This is a genomic window from Stenotrophomonas sp. ZAC14A_NAIMI4_1, from assembly GCF_003086915.1.
In the GTDB taxonomy this organism is placed as follows: Bacteria; Pseudomonadota; Gammaproteobacteria; order Xanthomonadales; family Xanthomonadaceae; genus Stenotrophomonas.
In genome coordinates this window covers 3,539,428-3,557,017 of the sequence record NZ_CP026002.1, presented here as the reverse complement: position 1 = coordinate 3,557,017, position 17,590 = coordinate 3,539,428, and the positions used below count along the sequence as shown (strand labels likewise).

The window sequence follows — 17,590 nt, the reverse complement described above, 5'->3', positions numbered from 1 at the left end:
CTTCTGCATGACGCAGTCTTACGACGATCTGTACTGGAACAGTGATGACGGCCTGCGCCTGCACGCGCGCGACCATGCACCGGCCGTGGGGCTCGCGCCCCGCGGTACGGTGGTCTGCATCCCGGGCCTGACCCGCAATGCCGCCGATTTCGATGCGCTCGCCCAGACGCTGACCGATGAGGGCTGGCGGGTGATCGCGGTCGACCTGCGTGGGCGTGCCGGTTCGGAACGCGCGCATGACCCGACCAGCTACAACGCCCGCACCTACGCCGATGACATGGTCGCGCTGCTGCGCTCGCAGAGCATCGCCAGGGCGGTGTTCGTGGGCACGTCGCTGGGCGTGCTGGTCACCCTTACCGTGGCCTCGCGCGCGCCGGACCTGGTGGCCGCCGCGGTCCTCAACGATGCCGGTCCGCGGGTACCACGCGAAGCGCTGGCGCGCATTGGCAAGTACGCGGGCAAGCCGGTGCCGCCGATGGACCTGCAGCAGGCGGCAGCCTACATGGGCAGCATCGGCCAGGCCGCATTCCCGCGCTACACCCAGGAAGACTGGCGGGCGATGGCGCTGCGCACCTTCCGCCACCGCAGCGATGGGCTGATGGAGCTGGACTACGACCCGGCGATCATCCGCACCACGCGGCCGTGGGTGCTGTGGCTGCTGCGCCCGGTGCTGTGGCGTGCGGTGCGCAAGCTGACCGCACGGGCACCGGTGCTGGTGGTGCGTGGTGCGCTGTCGGACATCCTGCCGGCCGACGTGGCGCGGCAGATGGCTGCGACCTCACCCAGCGCCCGCCTGGTGGAAGTGCCCGATGTGGGCCACGCGCCGATGCTGTCCGAGCCGGAGGCGCGCGGCGCGATCCTCGGCCTGCTGGCGGCCGTGCGGTGAGTGCGACGGACGCCGCTGAAGCGCTGCCCGCCGCCCTGCGCCCTCTCCAGCACTGGGCGGCCGGCGAGCGGCTGGGTGCGCCCACGCGCATCTCGCAGGCACGCATCGATGCCTTCGCCGAGGCCACGGGCGACCACAACTGGATCCATGTCGATCCGGCGCGGGCACAGGCGCAGTTGCCGGGCGGGCAGACCATCGCCCACGGCTTCCTGTTGCTGTCGATGACCGTGGACGACGATGTGGCCGCGCTGACCGGCTTTGCAGGCATCGCCCACGTGCTGAATTACGGCTTGAACAAGGTGCGCTTCCTGGCACCCGTGCCCAGTGGCAGCCAGGTGCGGGTGCGATCGCAGCTCGTCTCGCTGGAACCGCGCGGGCCCGGGCAGTGGCTGCTGACCCAGCGCAAGACCGTTGAACGCCTGCCCGATGGCGAGGTGGCACTGGTGGCCGAGCAGCTCGCGCTGGTGGTGCTGGCCGGCTGACCGGGCCCTGCCCCGCTGCACGCTGGCGGCGGTTCTCTCTACACTGGAGCGATGTTGACGCCTTCCATCGTCCTGTTCGCCTGTATTGCGTGGACCGTTCTGCTGTTTGGCGTGGCCCTCTGGGGCGAACGCCAGGGGCACCGGCTTGCGCGCGTGTGGCCGGCCATCTACGCGCTGTCGCTGGCGGTGCACTGCACGGCCTGGACCTATTACGGTGCGGCTTCGCAGGGCGTGCAATGGGGCTTCCCGATTCCGCCGACGCTGGTGGGCATGGCACTGATCTTCGCCTTCGGCCTGCCTTTCCTGGCCCGGCTGGGGCGCCTGGCCAAGCAGCACAACAGCGCCACCATTGCCGACCTGGTGGTGGCACGCCTGCGTGCCGACCAGGGGCTGGGCATCACCATTACCGTGGTTGCCCTGTTCGGCATCATTCCCTACATCGCCCTGCAGTTGAAGGCCGTCAGCCAAGGGCTGGGCGCGCTGCTCGGCGACCGCTTCACCCCGGCCGGCTGGCAGCTGGACATGTCGTTCTGGTTCGCGCTGACGATGGCGGCGTTCACCCTGCTGTTCGGTGCGCGCAAGGCATCGGCCACCGAACACAATCGCGGCATCGTGGTGGCGCTGGGCCTGGAATCGGTGTTGAAACTGGTGGCCCTGCTGGCCATCGGCCTGTATGCCGGGCTGTCGGTGCAGCAGGCCGGTGCGCCGCTGCTGGAAAAGATGGCCACGCTGCCGCCGCCGGCGGTGGTGCCTGACTACCTGACCATGGTGGCGCTGGGCGCGATTTCCGCCTTCACCCTGCCCCACCAGTTCCATGTGGGCGTGGTCGAGCTGCGCCAGCCATCGGACCTGAAGACAGCGCGCTGGCTGTTCCCGGTGTACCTGCTGCTGATCGGCCTGCCGTCGGTGCCGATGGCGCTGTACGGTGCCTCGCAGCTGCCGGCTTCCGTGTCGCCGGACCTGTACGTGCTGGCCCTGCCGCTGGCTGGCGGCCACCACCTGCTGGCCCTGGTGGCCTATCTGGGCAGCCTGAGCGCGGCCACCGGCATGATGATCCTGTCCGGCCTGACCCTGTCGATCATGCTGGGCAACCATGGCGTGGGCACGCGCTTGCTGGGCGGCATCGATGGTGGCCTGTCCGCGGGTGACCTGCGCCCCCGCGTGCTGGCCTTCCGTCGCGCCGGCATCCTCGCCGTTTTCCTGATGGCGTGGCTGTACAGCCGCGCGATGAGCGACACGGAAGCGCTCAGTGACTTCGGCCTGATGTCTTTCACTGCGCTCTCGCAGCTGGCACCGGCGGTGCTGCTGGCGGTGTACCGGCCACGCACGCCTTCGCCGGCGATCATTGCCGGCATCGTGGTGGGTTCGCTGGTGTGGCTGTGGCTGGTGCTGCTGCCGATGATCGTCCCGGCCGTACCGCACGGCGCGGGCACGGACGGCGTGCATTGGCTGGCATTGCTGTCGATGCGGCTGCAGCCGGGGCATATCGCCATCAGCATGGGTGCCAGCCTGGCGGCCAACCTGCTGGCGGTGCTGCTGGTGGCACGCGCGGTGCGCCCGCCGCTGCCACGCCAGCGCGATGCGGTTGCCGCCGTCTCCCTGCGCAAGACCGCGGTGCGATTCCTCGGCCCGGAGCGCGCACGGCAGCTGATGGATGGCCACGCCGGGCAGGTGCTGGATGACGAGCGGGTCACCGCCATCGAGCGCGAACTGACGGCCGTGGTCGGTGCGGGCATGGCGCGGCTGCTGGTGGAGGCCGCACGTGATGGCGGCGCGGCTCCACTGGATGCGGTTACCCGCGCCGTCGGCGAAGCCACCCAGGTGCTGCGCTTCAACCAGCGCCTGCTGGAAGCGGCGCTGGAGAACATGAGCCAGGGCATCAGCGTGGTCGATGCGCAGCTGCAGCTGGTGGCCTGGAACAGCCGTTACGCGGCGCTGTTCAAGTTCCCGCCCGAGCTGCTGCAGGTGGGGCAGCCGGTGGCCAACCTCACTGCGTGGGCGCTGGGCCAGCTGCGCATCGGCCATGTACCCGGCGACAGCCCGGACAAGGCCCTGCAACGCCGCGTGGTGCATATGCGCCGAGGCACCCCGCATCTGTCCGAACGCATCTTCCCGGACAACACCATCGTCGAAATCCGCGGCAACCCGATGCCCGGCGGTGGCTACGTGGCCACCTTCACCGACGTCACCGCGTTCCGCCGCGCCGAAGATGCACTGAAGCGCAGCAATGAAACGCTGGAGCGGCGCGTGCAGGACCGCACTGCGCGCCTGGAGCAGGCGGTACACCAGGCCGAACGGGCCAACATGGCCAAGACCCGCTTCCTGACGGCCGTCGGCCACGACCTGATCCAGCCGCTGCATGCGGCCCAGCTGCTGACCGATGCGATGTCGCAGCACATCGAATCGGAGTTCCTCGACAGCTTCCTCCGGCAGATCCGTGGCGCGCTGGATTCCACCGACGACCTGCTCTCGGGGCTGCTGGATATTTCGCGACTGGAGGCCGGCGGCCTGGTGGCCGATCCGCGACCCTTCGCGCTGTCCAGCGTGCTCGATCCGCTGGCGCAGGAGTTTGCGGTCCTGGCGGCGGCGCGCGGCCTGCACTTCGGTTACGTCGGCACCCGAACCTGGGTGCACAGCGATCCGCTGCTGCTGCGCCGGGTGCTGCAGAATTTCCTGGCCAATGCCATCCGCTACACGCGCAGTGGCGGCGTGCTGCTGGGCGTGCGCCGCCAGGGCGACCGGCTGTCGATTGGCGTGCACGACAGTGGCCCAGGCATCGCGCCCGAGCAGCAGGCCGTGGTCTTCGAAGAATTCCACCGCCTCGACCGCAGCAACGGCCAAGGCCTCGGCCTGGGCCTGACCATCGCCCACCGCATTGCTGGCCTGCTGCATGCGCCGCTGCAGTTGCGCAGCGTGCCGGGGCGCGGCTCGGCGTTCTCGATCAGCGTGGTGCGGGCAGCGCCGCCGGTGGCGCCACGCCCCATGCCGGCGGCCAGCGGCAGCAGCACCATCAAGGGCCTGCGCGTGCTGGTGGTCGACAACGATGCCGACGCGCTGGAAGCGATGCGGCAGATGCTGCTGGCCTGGGGCTGTGACGTGGTTGCGGTGGCCGACGCCGGTTCGGTGGATACATCTGCGGAGGACGCTGCGCTGTGGCTGTTCGACTACCACCTCGATGACGGCGACACCGGCGTAGCGCTCTGGCAGCGCCTGGTGGCGCGCCATGGGCCACGGCCGACGGTGATTCTCAGCGCCGACACCGGTGGCGAGACGCGCGACGCCGTGCGCGGCGCCGGGCTCTCGCTGTTGAACAAGCCGTTCAAGCCATTGGCGCTGCGCTGGGCGATCAACCACCTGCTGGCAGCGCCGGGTACCCTGCCCGCCTGAGGAATCAGGCGTCCTGCGCGCCTTCGATCTGCCGTGAGGGGTCGCTCAGGCCCATCTCGTGAAGCACACGGATGGCCTGGGCGCGGTTGCGCACACCCAGCCGTTCCATGATGCGGGTCATGTGCGCCTTCACCGTGCGCAGCTGCACGCCCAGCCGGTCGGCAATCTGCTTGTTGAGCAGCCCCTCCGCCACCAGTCCCAGTACCTTGTACTGGTGCGCGGACAGGCTGGCCAGGCGCGCGGCCAGGTCCGCATCCTTGCTGAAGGGCGCGACCCGCGCCACCGGCTCGCGCAGGATCGCAGGGATCCAGCGCTCGCCTTCCAGCACGGATTGCAGGGCCAGCTGCAGCTCGCTCAAGCCCGAACTCTTGGGCAGGTAACCAGCCGCACCCAGATCGATGGCACGGCGGATCACCTGCGGTTCCTCGTTGGCCGAGACGATGATGATGGCCAGCCCCGGCTGCAGGGCGCGGATGGTGGCCAGCCCGGCCAGGCCGTGGTTGCCCGGCATGTGCAGGTCCAGCAGCATCAGGTCGATCGACTGGCGTTCGAGGGTCTCCAGCACGCTGTCCAGCGAGTCCGCCTCGCTGATCTGCAGATCGGCGACGGCCTCTTCCGCCGCGCGATGCAGTGCGGCGCGGAACAAGGGATGGTCGTCGGCGATCAGCAGGGTTGGCATGTTCAAGCGAGATTAGCAAAACATCCGCAGCTGGGCACGGGTACCTAGGTACGCTGGTGCGTGCGTGCCGGGTTGCTAGTGTGGCTGCATGAAGAACGGCGACTGATGCGCCGCCCACAAGGACCGTCCATGCCCTCCACCACCGCTGCACCCGAAGCACATGCCTACCCGTTGTTGATCAAACAGCTGCTGCTCACCCCGTTGGCGGTGAACCCGGGGCAGGAAATCGTCTACGGCGACAACGTGCGCTTCGACTACCGCACCCTGCAGTCGCGCATCGGCCAGCTGGCGGGTCTGTTGACTTCGCTCGGAGTGAAGCCCGGTGACACCGTGGCGGTGATGGACTGGGACAGCAACCGCTACCTGGAGGCCTACTTCGCGGTGCCGATGATCGGCGCGGTGCTGATGATGGTGAACATCCGCCTGGCGCCGGAGCAGATCGCCTACACCCTCAACCACAGCGGCGCGCGCGTGATCCTGGCCAACCGCGAGTTCCTGCCGGTGCTGGACGGCATCGAGGAACATCTGCCCGACCTGCGCACGCGCATCCTGCTGGATGATGCCGGCGGCGCGCTGCCGGCGGGTTTCGTGACCGAGTACGAGGCCGGCCTGCGAGACGCTGCTCCTGTCACCGCATTCCCGGATTTCGACGAGAACACGCGTGCGACGATGTTCTACACCACCGGCACCACCGGCCTGCCCAAGGGCGTGTACTTCAGCCACCGCCAGCTGGTGCTGCACTCGCTGGCCGCGATGGCCGCGCTGGGCAGTGCCGCCAGCCAGGGCCGGATGCACCGGGGTGATGTCTACATGCCGATCACCCCGATGTTCCATGTGCATGCCTGGGGCGTGCCCTACGTGGCGACGCTGATGGGCATCAAGCAGGTCTATCCCGGCCGCTACCTGCCCGGCAACCTGCTGGCACTGATCGCCCGCGAAAAGGTGACCTTCTCGCACTGCGTGCCCACCATCCTGCACATGCTGCTGGAACATCCCAGCGCGGCGCAGACCGATCTGAGCCACTGGAAAGTCATCATCGGCGGCGCGGCACTGCCGCGGGCACTGGCGCAGCGTGCGCTGGCGCTGGGCGTCGATATCTTCGGCGGTTACGGCATGTCCGAGACCTGCCCGTTGTTGACCCTGGCGCAGATCAACGTTGATGCACTGGACGATGCTGGCGAGGCGCTGTCGCTGCGCACCAAGGCGGGCATTCCGGTGCCGCTGGTCGACCTGCGCATCGTCGATCCGGACCTGCAGGATGTGGCCCACGACGGCGTCGCCACCGGCGAGGTCGTGGTGCGGGCGCCCTGGCTGACCCAGGGTTACCTGCACAACCCCGATGCATCGGCGGCCCTGTGGGCGGGTGGTTACCTGCACACCGGCGACATCGGCAACATCGATGCCGGCGGCTACCTGCGGGTGACCGACCGCATCAAGGATGTGATCAAGACCGGCGGCGAATGGATCTCTTCGCTGGCGCTGGAGGACATCATCGCCCTGCACCCGGCAGTGAACGAGGTGGCGGTGATCGGGATCGCCGACACGAAATGGGGCGAGCGTCCCCTGCCGCTGGTGGTGCGCCATGCAGGCAGTGAAGTGGACGAGGCGGAGATCATCGAGCTGATCGCTGCGCGCAGCCGTGCCGGGGACCTGTCGCGCTATGCGATTCCCGAGCGGGTGGCGTTCGTGGATTCGCTGGAACGTACCAGCGTGGGCAAGATCAACAAGAAAAAGCTACGGGGCATGCATGACCCGAGCATCGTTTGATGCAGTGGCAGACGCCAACCTTGGTTGGCAAGGACAGGTGGTCCCGCCATGAATCCTGCTCATGGCTGCTGCAACAACATTCCGCTGCTACGCGCGGGCCGGGGTCGATAGAGTTGCTCGGGCAGGACGCCCCTCGACCTCTGAAGGAATGCAAGCGTGCAAACCCACCCCGCCGCCCCGCCACGGCGGACCCTGGCCGCGAGCCTGGCACTGGGTATCAGCCTGTTGGCCGACACCGGACACGCCCAGCCTGCTGAACCGCCTGCACGGGATCCCCGCGCGACCGACCTGCAGGCGGTCAAGGTCACCGGCCCCTCTGCGGCGGACCTGCGCCGCGACGACCCCACCCTGCGCGTCAGCATTGGCCGCGAGGACATCCTGCGCCACCACGATGACCGGCTCGGCAGCGTGCTGCGCCGCCTTCCCGGCGTCACGGTCACTGCCGATGGCATCCGCATGCGCGGGCTCGGTGGCGACTACGTGCAGATCCTGATCGATGGCGACCCGGCGCCCGCGGGGTTCTCGATCGATTCGATCTCACCGGAGCTGGTCGAGCGCATCGAGATCCTGCCGACGGCGGTCGCCGAGTACAGCACGCGGTCGATTGCCGGCACCATCAACATCGTCCTGCGCCGCACAGGGGAAGCGCGCCAGCGCACGCTCAAGCTCAGTGCGGCACAACTGGGCGGCGGCATGGCGCCCGCGGCCACCCTGCTGCTGTCGGGCAAGCAACAGGGCCTGGCGTGGTCGGTGAGCGGTACGGCGTCGGCCCCGAAGGAGCGCCGCGCTGCGACGATCGATGACCAGGCCAGCGACGCCCTGGGGGCGGTGCTGTACCAGCGCCGTACGCGCGAGCGCTACGGCGGCCAGACCAGCACCTTCAATGTTGCGCCGAAGCTGACGTGGACGCTTGGCGAGCGCGACGAGGTCAGCTGGCAGAGCCTGCTGCAATACAGGAAGGAAGCCTGGACCCGCGATCGCAACGAAGCCGTGCGTGAGGGTGGCCCGAGCGACTACCCGCGCAACCGCTGGATCAACGACGCGCGCACGTGGACGGCCAAGACCGATGGCCAATGGAAGCGCCGGATCGGTGATGACGATACGTTGGAGCTGAAACTGGGGGTGATGCACTTCAGCCGTGACATCGACTTTGCCTTTCTCGGCTTTGCGCCCGCAGGCGACCTCGCACTGGACCGCAGCGTGCGCACGCGCGCAACCCACACGGCCTACTCCAGCACCGGCAAGTACATCAGCGGCGTCAGTGAACGGCATGACCTGGCCTTCGGCTGGGACGGCGGCTACACCAGGCGCAACGAGCATCGCGTGCAACGCGACCAGTCCGCCGATGGACGTCCGCTGGGGCTGATCGACGACGACTACCAGGCCGACATCCGCCGCCTCGCGCTGTTCGCCCAGGACCAGTGGCGGACCTCGCCACGCCTGCAGACCTACCTCGGCCTGCGCTGGGAGGGTCTGCAAACCGCAGTAGGCAGCCGCATCACGGGCACCCTGCACAACCGCTCGAGCGTGCTCAGCCCCATCGCACAATGGGTGTTCAAGCCCTCGCTTTCCAGCAAGGACCAGTTCCGCCTGGGCCTGGCGCGCACGTTCAGCGCGCCGCAACCGTGGCAACTGCTGCCGCGCCGGTATTCGGTCAACAACAGCAATGGCCCGACCAACCCTGACCAGCAGGGCAACCCCGCGCTGCGCCCGGAAATCGCCTGGGGCCTGGATGCCAGCTACGAGCATTACATCGGCAAGGACGGCTTGGTCAGCCTGGGGGCGTATGCGCGTCGCATCGATGATGTGATCCTGCGCTCGCTGTACGTGCAGGACGGGCTGTGGACCACCACGCCCTACAACGCTGGCAGGGCACATACCCATGGGCTGACCCTCGATGCGCGCTTCGCACTGGCCGACCTGCTGCCGACCGAGGCCGATGTCCAGTTCACGGCGAACCTGACCCGCAACGTGTCACGCGTGGCGTCCGTGCCGGGGCCGGACAACCGGCTGGCCGACCAGACGCCGCTGAGCGGGAACGTGGGGCTGCACTGGCAGGCATCGAAGCGGTTCTCCAGCAGCGTGGACTACAGCTACAGTGGCGGCGGCACGAACCGTCTCAGCGCAGAGTGGACGCGGGCATCGACGCCCGACCGCACGCTGGATGTTGCTGCGGACTGGAGGCTGGACGACGCCAGCCGGTTGAACCTGTCGCTGTCCAACGTGCTGCAGCAGCGGCAGGGCTCGCGCACGGTGTATCGGGATGCAGATGGCGCGGTGTCGCGCCACTACGGCAGCGACACCGCAATGGGAATCAAGCTGCAGTACGAGCGGCAGCTGTAGATCCACGCCGTTCGTGGATGCTGTTGTGCGGGCGCTCATCCACGCATGGCGTGGATCTACTTGCCCAACTGCCTCGCGGCCCGACATGGTCAATCCTTGAGCGTCGGCGCGTGGTGCCTATCTTCATCGTCGGCTCGGCGGGGCGTCAAGTGTGAGCGCGCGTACTCCTCCACTGCTCCCGCGATCCTGCCGATCCGCCACATACAGCAGCAGTGCGCCGCAGCCCATCAACACCGCCGTCGCCAGCAGTGCGCCCTGGTAGCTGCCGGTCGCCCTGGCCATGTACCCGGCGATGATCGGCCCGATGATCTGTGCCATGCCATACCCAAGCGTGATGCGCGCCATCGCCCTGGAGGGGTCGGACGGCACATGGCGGCCAACCAGGGCCAGGGTGAGGCTGACGATGCCCACGAACGTAGCGCCAAACAGGGCCGCCGACAGCAGGTTGACCGGCGTGCTGGAGGATACGGCAGGCAGCAGCATGCCCGCGCCCTGCAGCACATAGGCCAGAAGCAGCGCCCGGGTTGCGCCGAAGCGGCGGGCGACGCGGTCCCAGATGAAGGTGGACGGCAATGCAGCCACGCCGACGATGACCCAGACCCAGCCGCCCCTGCCCTGCAGCAGGGGCAATCGTTCGAGGATGGCAACGATGAAGGTGGCGCCGATGACGAACCCGAAGCCCGCACACACATAGGCCGCATTGAGCAGGCGCATCCAGTTGCGCGGCGTCGAGGGCGGTGGCGCGGCCTGCGCAGCGGCGGTGGGCGATGCAGATGCCGGAGCGGGCATCCACAACCAGGCGGGCACGAAGAACAGCAGGCCGAGCACGCCGAGCGCGATCCACTGCCCGGACCAGGGCAGTGCCGGCAGGGTCAGGACCACCGCCGCACCGGACACCACGATGCCCAGCCCCATGCCGGTGAAGTGCAGGCCCAGGTCCGGGCGGCGCCCGTGCTGCAACAGCCAGTTCAGCACCAGGCCCGAGGCCAGCAACAGCCCGGCCACGCTGGACAGGCCCGACAGGAAGCGCAGCACGCCCCAGGCCACGGGGTTGCTGGTCAGACCCATGGCCGCGGTACTGGCCACCGCCACCGCCAGGCCGATGCGATAGAGCACGTATCGCCGGCGCAGATCGCCGGCCATCGCGGCCAGCACGGTTCCGGACATGTAGCCGGCATAGTTGATGGCGGCCAGCCAACCTGCGGCGACATACCCCAGTCCCGCCTGCGCCTTCATGATCGGCAGCATGGGCGTATAGGCGAAACGGGCGAGGCCCACGGTGAGGACGAGTGCGCAGATGCCAGCGAAGATCACCCGGTGCGGCGTGTCATGGGTCGCACTTCCATCGAAGGTCATCGTGTTCCGTAGCGGCTGCCTGCGTTGCTGGAACCTAGCACCGGCATTGGTACCCAGGCCATGCCGCGAAAGTCGGGTCTGGCGATGCTGAACAGAAAATGCGCATACCGCACAGCTAACTAGACGACCGGTCTAATCGAGCGTATCGTCGCTCCCATGAACACCGCCACCGACACCGCAGGCACCGACGTCCGCCAGAAGATCCTGGCCAGCGGCCGCCGTACCATGGGCGGCAAGGGCTTCTCGGCGGTCGGCCTGAACGAGGTGCTGACCGCCGCCGGCGTGCCCAAGGGCTCGTTCTACCACTACTTCGGCTCCAAGGAAGCCTTCGGCGAGGCCCTGCTGCAGGACTACTTCGACGAGTACCTGGCCGAAATGGACCAGATTTTCCGCGCCGGCGGCCAGACCCGCGCCCAGCAGCTGGACAGCTACTTCGCCGCATGGATGGCCAGCCAGTCCTTCGAGGACTGCCAGGGCAAGTGCCTTGCGGTGAAGCTGGGTGCGGAAGTTGCGGACCTGTCGCCGGCGATGCGTGCGGCGCTGCACAGCGGCACCGCCGGCATCATCGAGCGGCTGGCACGGGCGATCGAGGACGGCCAGGCCGAGGGCTCGCTGGCCTGCAGCGGCGATGCGTCCGCGCTGGCGCAGAGCCTCTACCAGCTGTGGCTGGGTGCCAGCATCATGGTCAAGATCGTGCGCGGGCCGCAGCCCTTCGACAACGCGCAGCGCGCCACCCGACAGATCCTGCATCCCTCACGCTGAGCGAGGGGTGCGTACGCCACACTTCCCGCGAAGTGTTTTTTTGCGGCCGGACGCTAGACGACCGGTCTACTGCGTCACTCTCCCAACAGGAGCACCACCATGAAAGTCCTCATTGTTCTGACATCGCACGACCAGCTGGGTGATACCGGGCACAAGACCGGGTTCTGGCTGGAAGAACTGGCTGCGCCCTACTACGCCTTCAAGGATGCGGGTGCGGAGATCGTGCTGGCCTCGCCCAAGGGTGGCCAGCCGCCGCTGGACCCCAAGAGCAATGAGCCGGCCTTCCAGACCGAGCTGACCCATCGCTTTGAAGCCGACGCCGCCGCCAAGGCGCAGCTGGCCGCCACCGTCCGCCTGGACAGCGTCAATGCCGCCGACTTCGACACGGTGTTCTACCCGGGCGGCCACGGTCCGCTGTGGGATCTGGCCAACGACACCCATTCCATCGCGCTGATCGAAGCGTTCGTTGCCAGCGGCAAGCCGGTCGGCCTGGTCTGCCATGCGCCGGGCGTGCTGCGCCAGGTCAAGGCACCCGATGGCAAGCCGCTGGTCGCCGGCAAGCAGGTCACCGGCTTCGCCAACACCGAAGAAGACGCCGTCGGCCTGACCAACGTCGTGCCCTTCCTGGTGGAGGACATGCTGAAGGACCTGGGCGGTGACTACAGCAAGGGCCCGGACTGGGGCTCGTATGTGCTGCGCGATGGCCTGCTGGTCACCGGCCAGAACCCGGGCTCGTCGGCCGAAGCGGCTGCAGTACTGATCCAGGCTGTGGCCAAGGCCTGAACCCGATGAAGTGGCGATCCGGCAGGCATGTCCGGATCGCATCCCTCCCCCATGCTACGGTGCGCGCAGCGGCAACCTGCAGAGTCCCAGGCCGGGAGGTTTCCATGACGCGCACCCAGGCGACACCCACGTCGGCAACCGGCACGGTCCCGCCCGACCTCTTCGGCGCCCTGCGGCAGATGCTGCTGCGCCATGGCGACGGCCTGCTCGTCGTCCACGATACAGACCAGCATTTCTACGCCAATTGCCGCAGGCCGGGCGCCAACGGCAAGGCGCAGTTCTTCGCTGCAGTGAAGGTGTCCGGTCGCAGGCACGCCTTCCACCTGATGCCCGTCTACGACTTTCCCGAGCTGCTGGCAGGCATCAGCCCCGCGCTGAAGCAACGCATGCAGGGCAAATCCTGCTTCAACTTCGAGCACTGGGACGACGCGTTGCTGCAGCAACTGCAGGCGCTGGTCGACCAGGGCGCCGCGCGTTACGTGGCCGAAGGCAGGCTCTGAAGCCTGCGCTCCCTCCCATCAGAAATCGACGGTGGCCGACACCGTGAAGGTCCGCGGTGCACCCAGCGCCAGGCTGGACAGCAAGGGCTGGCCCCAGTAGGCCGTGTTGGTCAGGTTGTTGATCGTGCCGCGCAGGGTCAGCGGGCGACCGGAGAGCCGGGTCGCGTAGCGCGCCCCCAGGTCGTACACGGTGTGCCCGGCCACCCACTGCGTGTTGTCGGCACTGATGAACTGCCGGGACATGGAGGTGATGCCCGCATTGAGGCTGAGGCCTTCCAGCATCGGCAGATCCCATTCGGCGGTGATCTTGCCCTGCACCTTCGGCAGCCCGGTGGCCAGCTTTCCTTCGTTGATGCCACTCTGGGTACGGGTGAGCTTGGGCTGCACGTAGGCCACGCCGCCCATCAGGCGTACACCGTCCAGCGGTGAACCGAAGAAGCTCCAGTCCGCGCCGCGGTTGCGCTGTTCGCCGCCGAACGAATAGATGTTCGAGACCGGATCGGTGTAGCCATTGGGCCGCTTGATCTCGAACAGGCTGAAGGAATGTGCGAAGCGGCCCGCATCGAGCTTCAGGCCAAGTTCTTTCTGCCGGGTCTTGAACGGCGCGAACACTTCGCCTGCATTGGCGGCGGTGGTCGGCGCAGTCGCGCCCTGGCTGAGGCCCTCGATGCTGTTGGCATACAGCGATACCTTGCCGCCCAGCTTGAACAGCACCGCGGCGGCCGGGGTAGTGGCGCTCTGCTTGTAGCGCGAAGACAGTGCACCGGTGCTGATGTCGAACGCATCACTCTGCACCTGCTGGCGACGCACGCCCAGCGTGACCTGCACGCGATCGTCGGCAAACCCCAAGGTATCGGCCACGCCCACGCTGCGCAGCTTCACCTCGGTATGCATGATGTGCGGGGTGATGAACGTCGGCGCCTCGTTCCAGGTGGGCGCGTAGAGGTTGGTCACCCAGCTGGCCTCGGGCACGCTGCGGCGGCCGTAGTCGTCCTGTTTGTGCTGGTAGGCGGTCGCATTGGCGGCCACCTGGTGGCTGACCGGGCCGGTCTGGAAGCTGCCGCGCACGCCGACATCGGCTGACTGCTTGCGGGTGTGGAAGGCCAGCTGGGCCACGGTGGTGCGGAAGTCACCGGCGTTGTTGAGCACCAACGCACTGATGGCACCGTTGTAACTGTAGTTGGTCTCGCTGGCACCGAAGGCCGCATAGCCCATCAGGTGATCGTTGAAGTCGACTTCACCGCGCAGGATCGCGCCCTTGTCACGGCTCTCCACCCTGCCCCATTCGGGGTTGATGAGCAGATCGGCACGCGGCGGCTTCGGTACCGCCACGCCCGCATCCAGGCTGACGCCGCGGGTTGGGCCATGGATGAGATCCTCGGCACAGTAGAGGTCCAGCGACGCGCGGCTGCGCTCACCGCGCCAGTCCAGGGCCAGCGAGCCCAGCTGGTAGGCCTTGTCCTGGTGGCGGATGGCGCCCTCGCCTTCGCGGTGCACGCCGTTGAAGCGCACGCCCCACTGATTGCGGTTGCCGAAGCGGCGGCCGACATCCACATGGCCGCCGAACTGCGCGTCGGAGCCATGGTCCACGCTCAGCCGGGTCAGCGGCGCATCGGCCGCACGCTTGGGAACCAGGTTGATGGTGCCGCCTACCGAGCCGCCCGGCGGCATGCCGTTGAGCAGCGCCGACGGTCCCTTCAACACGTCGATCCGCTCGAACATTTCCGGCGATGTGCGATAGAAAGGCGCCATGCCGAACAGTCCGTCCACGGTCATGTCGGTGGTGCTGGAGGCGAACCCGCGGATGGCGTAGTTCTCGCTCCACGCGCCGGAGGCATTGTTGGTGAACAGCGTCGGATCTGCCGCCGCGATGACCGAGGTGATGTCACGTGCCTGCCGATCGGCGATGTACGCCTCGGTGTAGCTGATGGTATTGAACGGCGTATCCATGAAATCGCGGTTGCCGAGCAGGCCCACGCGCCCGCCCGACGCCACTTGCCCGCCGGCATAGGGGGCGGTGACGGTGCGGCGCTCGTGCACGTTCACCGAATCGAGGGTGGACACCTGCGGCGCGCGGTCGGTGGCGGCGCCGATGGCCTGGGCCAGCGCCGAAGGCGCGGGAAGGATGAGAACGCCGCCCAGCGCAAGCAGCAGCGGGGTGGCTCGGCCTGCACGCAGGCAGGACAAGGGAGCATGGCAACGGACATCGGGCGTCATGGGTGTACCTGGGTATGACGAGGCCTGCGCCCTGGTCATGGGTCCGGCGGATGCGGGATGGACGGGTGCAGGCGGGGTTGCTGGCTGGGCCGATGCCTGGCTGGGAGCGGTGAGGCGCAATTGCTACGATCACGCCGCGCGCAGGTGGTGCGCTGCGTGGTGCGATTAATTATCATTACTATAAAATAAATGGTCAAGCCGCCGATGAAAGACAGCGAACAGGCACCGACGCGCGGACGCCCGAAGAAGCTCAGCCATGCACGCATCGTCGAGGCCGGCATGGCCATGGGGCTGCGCGACCTGACCTTCGTCGGGCTTGCAGGGGCACTCGGGGTGACCCACATGACGCTCTACAACCACATCGCCAGCCTGGAGGCGCTGAAAGTCGCGGTGGCCGAAGCCATCTTCGAGCGCTGGCAGATGCCACCTGTCGAGCGGGGTGATGGGCAGGCGCTGCCGGACTATCTGATCGACTTCATCGCTTCGCTGCGCGATCTGGTGATCGCACACCCCGGGCTGACCCCTTACCTGCTGCGCCGCTCGGTGGCGTCACCCACGATGAGTGCGCGCATCGCCGGGCACCAGAGCGAGGTTGCAGCGGCGTATGCCCTGCCGGTGGAGCAGGCACGCTGGCTGATGTCGACCGTGGCGTTCCATTGCATCGCCGTGGCCGACACGCTGTATGCCGGCGCGGGCAAGGACGCGGTGCCCGCAGGAACGCGTGCGCGCGACGCCAGCGAGGTCGACCGCGAGTTCGCCCAGGGCATGCATGCATTGGCGCTGGGGGCGCTGCAGATCCTGCGCAGCGGCGTGGACCTGCAGTCGCTGTCGCTGCCGCCGCCGGCGGCAAAGGGCGGCTAGCGCTCGCGGCAGCGCAGCCAGCCACCCGCAGGGGCAGAGATCTGTTCCCACCCGTTGGCCAGCCGGCGGAAGGCCTGCCCGCCAATGCAGGCCGTGCCGGTGCGCTTGGCCTCGGCCGAACCGAGCGCCGGCAGCACGCCCACCTCGGCGGACGGACCGGGACGACCGGCCTGGCGCGCTTCGTTCTGCAGGGTGCCGGCTTCAACGCTGGCGCAGTACGCCTTCATGCCGGGATGCGGGTGGTTCGGCCAGGCGTACTGCTCGCAGTTGAACGGCGTCGTGCTCTTGGCCATCGAGTTGTGCGCCGGCCGTGGTGCCGCAGGCAGCGGCCTGGGCGCGGGTCCGGTGGCCGAACGGATCTGCTGTGCTGCCGCAGGCAACGCTGCAGCCAGCAGCCAACCCGACAGCAGCAAGGGGCGAACAACCATGGCGTCTCCTCGTTCCATGAGTGGGCAGTGCGAAGGCCCTGCGGCGTGACGCATCACGCTTCCGGCCGGTCCATGCCGACGATTCTGCCCGAAACCCGAGCCGCTGCGGGGGTGGTTCATCGATTGGACGCCGGCCTGTTCCAGCATGGACCACGCCCTTTGACTGCCCAGGATCACCATGACGGATCATTCCTCTGCCGCATTCACTGAAACCGAACGCCAGCACGCGCTGGATGCGCTGCACGTGGTCGGCAGCCTGCCCGAGCCGGCCTACGATGACATCGTGAAGGTGGCCGCCGCCGTCTGCGGCACGCCGATGGCGCTGGTGACCCTGATCGATCGTGACCGCCAATGGTTCAAGGCGCGCATCGGCGTGGAGGGCAGCGAAACCGACCGCGACGTGGCGGTGTGCGACCACGCGATCCGCCAGCCCGATCAATTGCTGGAAGTGGGCGACCTGAAGCAGGACAGCCGCTTCGTCGACAACCCGGTGCTGAACGAGATGGGCGCGCGCTTCTATGCGGGCATGCCGCTGGTCACCCGCGAGGGCGCGGCGGTGGGCAGCGTCTGCGTGGTGGACCTGACGCCGCGTACGCTCAGCGCCGAGCAGCGCGACGCCCTGCAGGCCCTGGCCCGGCTGACCATGAACCTGATGGAAGCGCGCAGCCGCGAGCGCGAGCAGGAAGTGGCGACCATCCTCGAACAGAGCCCGCTGGTGGAAGCCGCGCACGCCACCACCGGCACCGCCTGCACCGTGGTCATCCTCGAGCTGCAGGACCTGGCGGCCCTGGCCGAGCAGATGGGCGAGCGCAGCCTGGAGCGCCAGCTGCAGCAGCTGGATGCGGCGCTGGAACAGTGCCTGGATGCCACGCGCGGCGACAGCATCAACCGGGTCACCGGCAGCGGCGAGTTCATCGCGGTGCTGGGCAGCGACCAGGCCAGCGACACCCTGGCGGCGCTGCAGGCGGTGGCCGACGATGCCTCCTCGCGGCTGGCCCGGCCGCTGCTGCTGGGCGCCGCCGGTGGCACCGGCGAGGAAAGCACCAGCGCCGTGTTCCTGCGCGCTGACCGTGAGCTGAGCGCGCGGAAGGACGCCCAGCGCTGACCGACGGAAACGTGCTCACCGTAGACGCCAACCT

The 17,590-nt window shown here is 68.1% G+C and carries 14 protein-coding genes; 10 read left to right on the top strand and 4 right to left on the bottom strand.

Annotation, left to right across the window (positions count from 1 at the left end; genetic code table 11):
* Nucleotides 1-7: 7 nt before the first annotated feature.
* From C1926_RS16195 to C1926_RS16185, 3 genes are read left to right on the top strand one after another with little or no spacing between them, the layout of a single operon-like run.
* Complete coding sequence (locus C1926_RS16195) at nucleotides 8-886, top strand: alpha/beta hydrolase (protein ID WP_108759916.1); 879 nt, start codon at nucleotides 8-10, stop codon at nucleotides 884-886.
* Nucleotides 883-1,368 carry a MaoC family dehydratase gene (locus tag C1926_RS16190; RefSeq protein ID WP_108759915.1) on the top strand — a complete coding sequence of 162 codons (486 nt, stop codon included), beginning with the start codon at nucleotides 883-885 and terminating at the stop codon, nucleotides 1,366-1,368. The genes C1926_RS16195 and C1926_RS16190 overlap by 4 nt, the downstream gene beginning before the upstream one ends.
* 51 nt (nucleotides 1,369-1,419) lie before the next feature.
* The gene (locus C1926_RS16185) at nucleotides 1,420-4,755 is read left to right on the top strand and encodes a PAS-domain containing protein (protein ID WP_108759914.1); all 3,336 of its coding nucleotides are present in this window, start codon (nucleotides 1,420-1,422) and stop codon (nucleotides 4,753-4,755) included.
* 4 nt (nucleotides 4,756-4,759) lie between these two features.
* Here the strand turns inward: C1926_RS16185 and C1926_RS16180 are convergent, their stop codons facing one another.
* Nucleotides 4,760-5,434, bottom strand: coding sequence for a response regulator transcription factor (locus C1926_RS16180; RefSeq protein WP_079221946.1), 675 nt, complete (start codon nucleotides 5,432-5,434; stop codon nucleotides 4,760-4,762).
* 129 nt (nucleotides 5,435-5,563) lie between these two features.
* Here C1926_RS16180 and C1926_RS16175 point away from each other — a divergent pair, with 129 nt between their 5' ends.
* On the top strand, nucleotides 5,564-7,201 hold the full coding sequence (locus C1926_RS16175; RefSeq protein ID WP_108759913.1) for a fatty acid--CoA ligase: 1,638 nt from the start codon (nucleotides 5,564-5,566) through the stop codon (nucleotides 7,199-7,201).
* 156 nt (nucleotides 7,202-7,357) lie between these two features.
* On the top strand, nucleotides 7,358-9,544 hold the full coding sequence (locus C1926_RS16170) for a TonB-dependent receptor (RefSeq protein ID WP_108759912.1): 2,187 nt from the start codon (nucleotides 7,358-7,360) through the stop codon (nucleotides 9,542-9,544).
* Nucleotides 9,545-9,667: 123 nt separating this feature from the next.
* Here the strand turns inward: C1926_RS16170 and C1926_RS16165 are convergent, their stop codons facing one another.
* Complete coding sequence (locus C1926_RS16165; RefSeq protein ID WP_108759911.1) at nucleotides 9,668-10,900, bottom strand: YbfB/YjiJ family MFS transporter; 1,233 nt, start codon at nucleotides 10,898-10,900, stop codon at nucleotides 9,668-9,670.
* A gap of 156 nt (nucleotides 10,901-11,056) precedes the next feature.
* Here C1926_RS16165 and C1926_RS16160 point away from each other — a divergent pair, with 156 nt between their 5' ends.
* The 3 genes from C1926_RS16160 to C1926_RS16150 all read left to right on the top strand — a co-directional run bounded on the left by C1926_RS16160 (nucleotide 11,057) and on the right by C1926_RS16150 (nucleotide 12,945).
* Nucleotides 11,057-11,662: a TetR/AcrR family transcriptional regulator gene (locus tag C1926_RS16160; RefSeq protein ID WP_108759910.1), complete on the top strand. Its 606-nt coding sequence runs from the start codon at nucleotides 11,057-11,059 to the stop codon at nucleotides 11,660-11,662.
* A gap of 99 nt (nucleotides 11,663-11,761) precedes the next feature.
* The gene (locus C1926_RS16155; protein ID WP_079221956.1) at nucleotides 11,762-12,445 is read left to right on the top strand and encodes a type 1 glutamine amidotransferase domain-containing protein; all 684 of its coding nucleotides are present in this window, start codon (nucleotides 11,762-11,764) and stop codon (nucleotides 12,443-12,445) included.
* 104 nt (nucleotides 12,446-12,549) lie between these two features.
* Nucleotides 12,550-12,945 (top strand): hypothetical protein, encoded by a 396-nt coding sequence (locus C1926_RS16150; RefSeq protein WP_108759909.1) that lies wholly within the window; start codon nucleotides 12,550-12,552, stop codon nucleotides 12,943-12,945.
* 18 nt (nucleotides 12,946-12,963) lie between these two features.
* Here the strand turns inward: C1926_RS16150 and C1926_RS16145 are convergent, their stop codons facing one another.
* Nucleotides 12,964-15,162: a TonB-dependent siderophore receptor gene (locus tag C1926_RS16145; RefSeq protein ID WP_108759908.1), complete on the bottom strand. Its 2,199-nt coding sequence runs from the start codon at nucleotides 15,160-15,162 to the stop codon at nucleotides 12,964-12,966.
* 204 nt (nucleotides 15,163-15,366) lie between these two features.
* Here C1926_RS16145 and C1926_RS16140 point away from each other — a divergent pair, with 204 nt between their 5' ends.
* The gene (locus tag C1926_RS16140) at nucleotides 15,367-16,023 is read left to right on the top strand and encodes a TetR/AcrR family transcriptional regulator (protein ID WP_108760739.1); all 657 of its coding nucleotides are present in this window, start codon (nucleotides 15,367-15,369) and stop codon (nucleotides 16,021-16,023) included.
* On the opposite strand, the gene C1926_RS16135 is transcribed toward C1926_RS16140, so the two are convergent.
* On the bottom strand, nucleotides 16,020-16,451 hold the full coding sequence (locus C1926_RS16135) for a hypothetical protein (protein ID WP_254057295.1): 432 nt from the start codon (nucleotides 16,449-16,451) through the stop codon (nucleotides 16,020-16,022). The genes C1926_RS16140 and C1926_RS16135 overlap by 4 nt on opposite strands.
* A 178-nt stretch (nucleotides 16,452-16,629) precedes the next feature.
* Here C1926_RS16135 and C1926_RS16130 point away from each other — a divergent pair, with 178 nt between their 5' ends.
* Nucleotides 16,630-17,556 (top strand): GAF domain-containing protein, encoded by a 927-nt coding sequence (locus tag C1926_RS16130; RefSeq protein WP_108759906.1) that lies wholly within the window; start codon nucleotides 16,630-16,632, stop codon nucleotides 17,554-17,556.
* The last annotated feature ends 34 nt before the right edge of the window (nucleotides 17,557-17,590 follow it).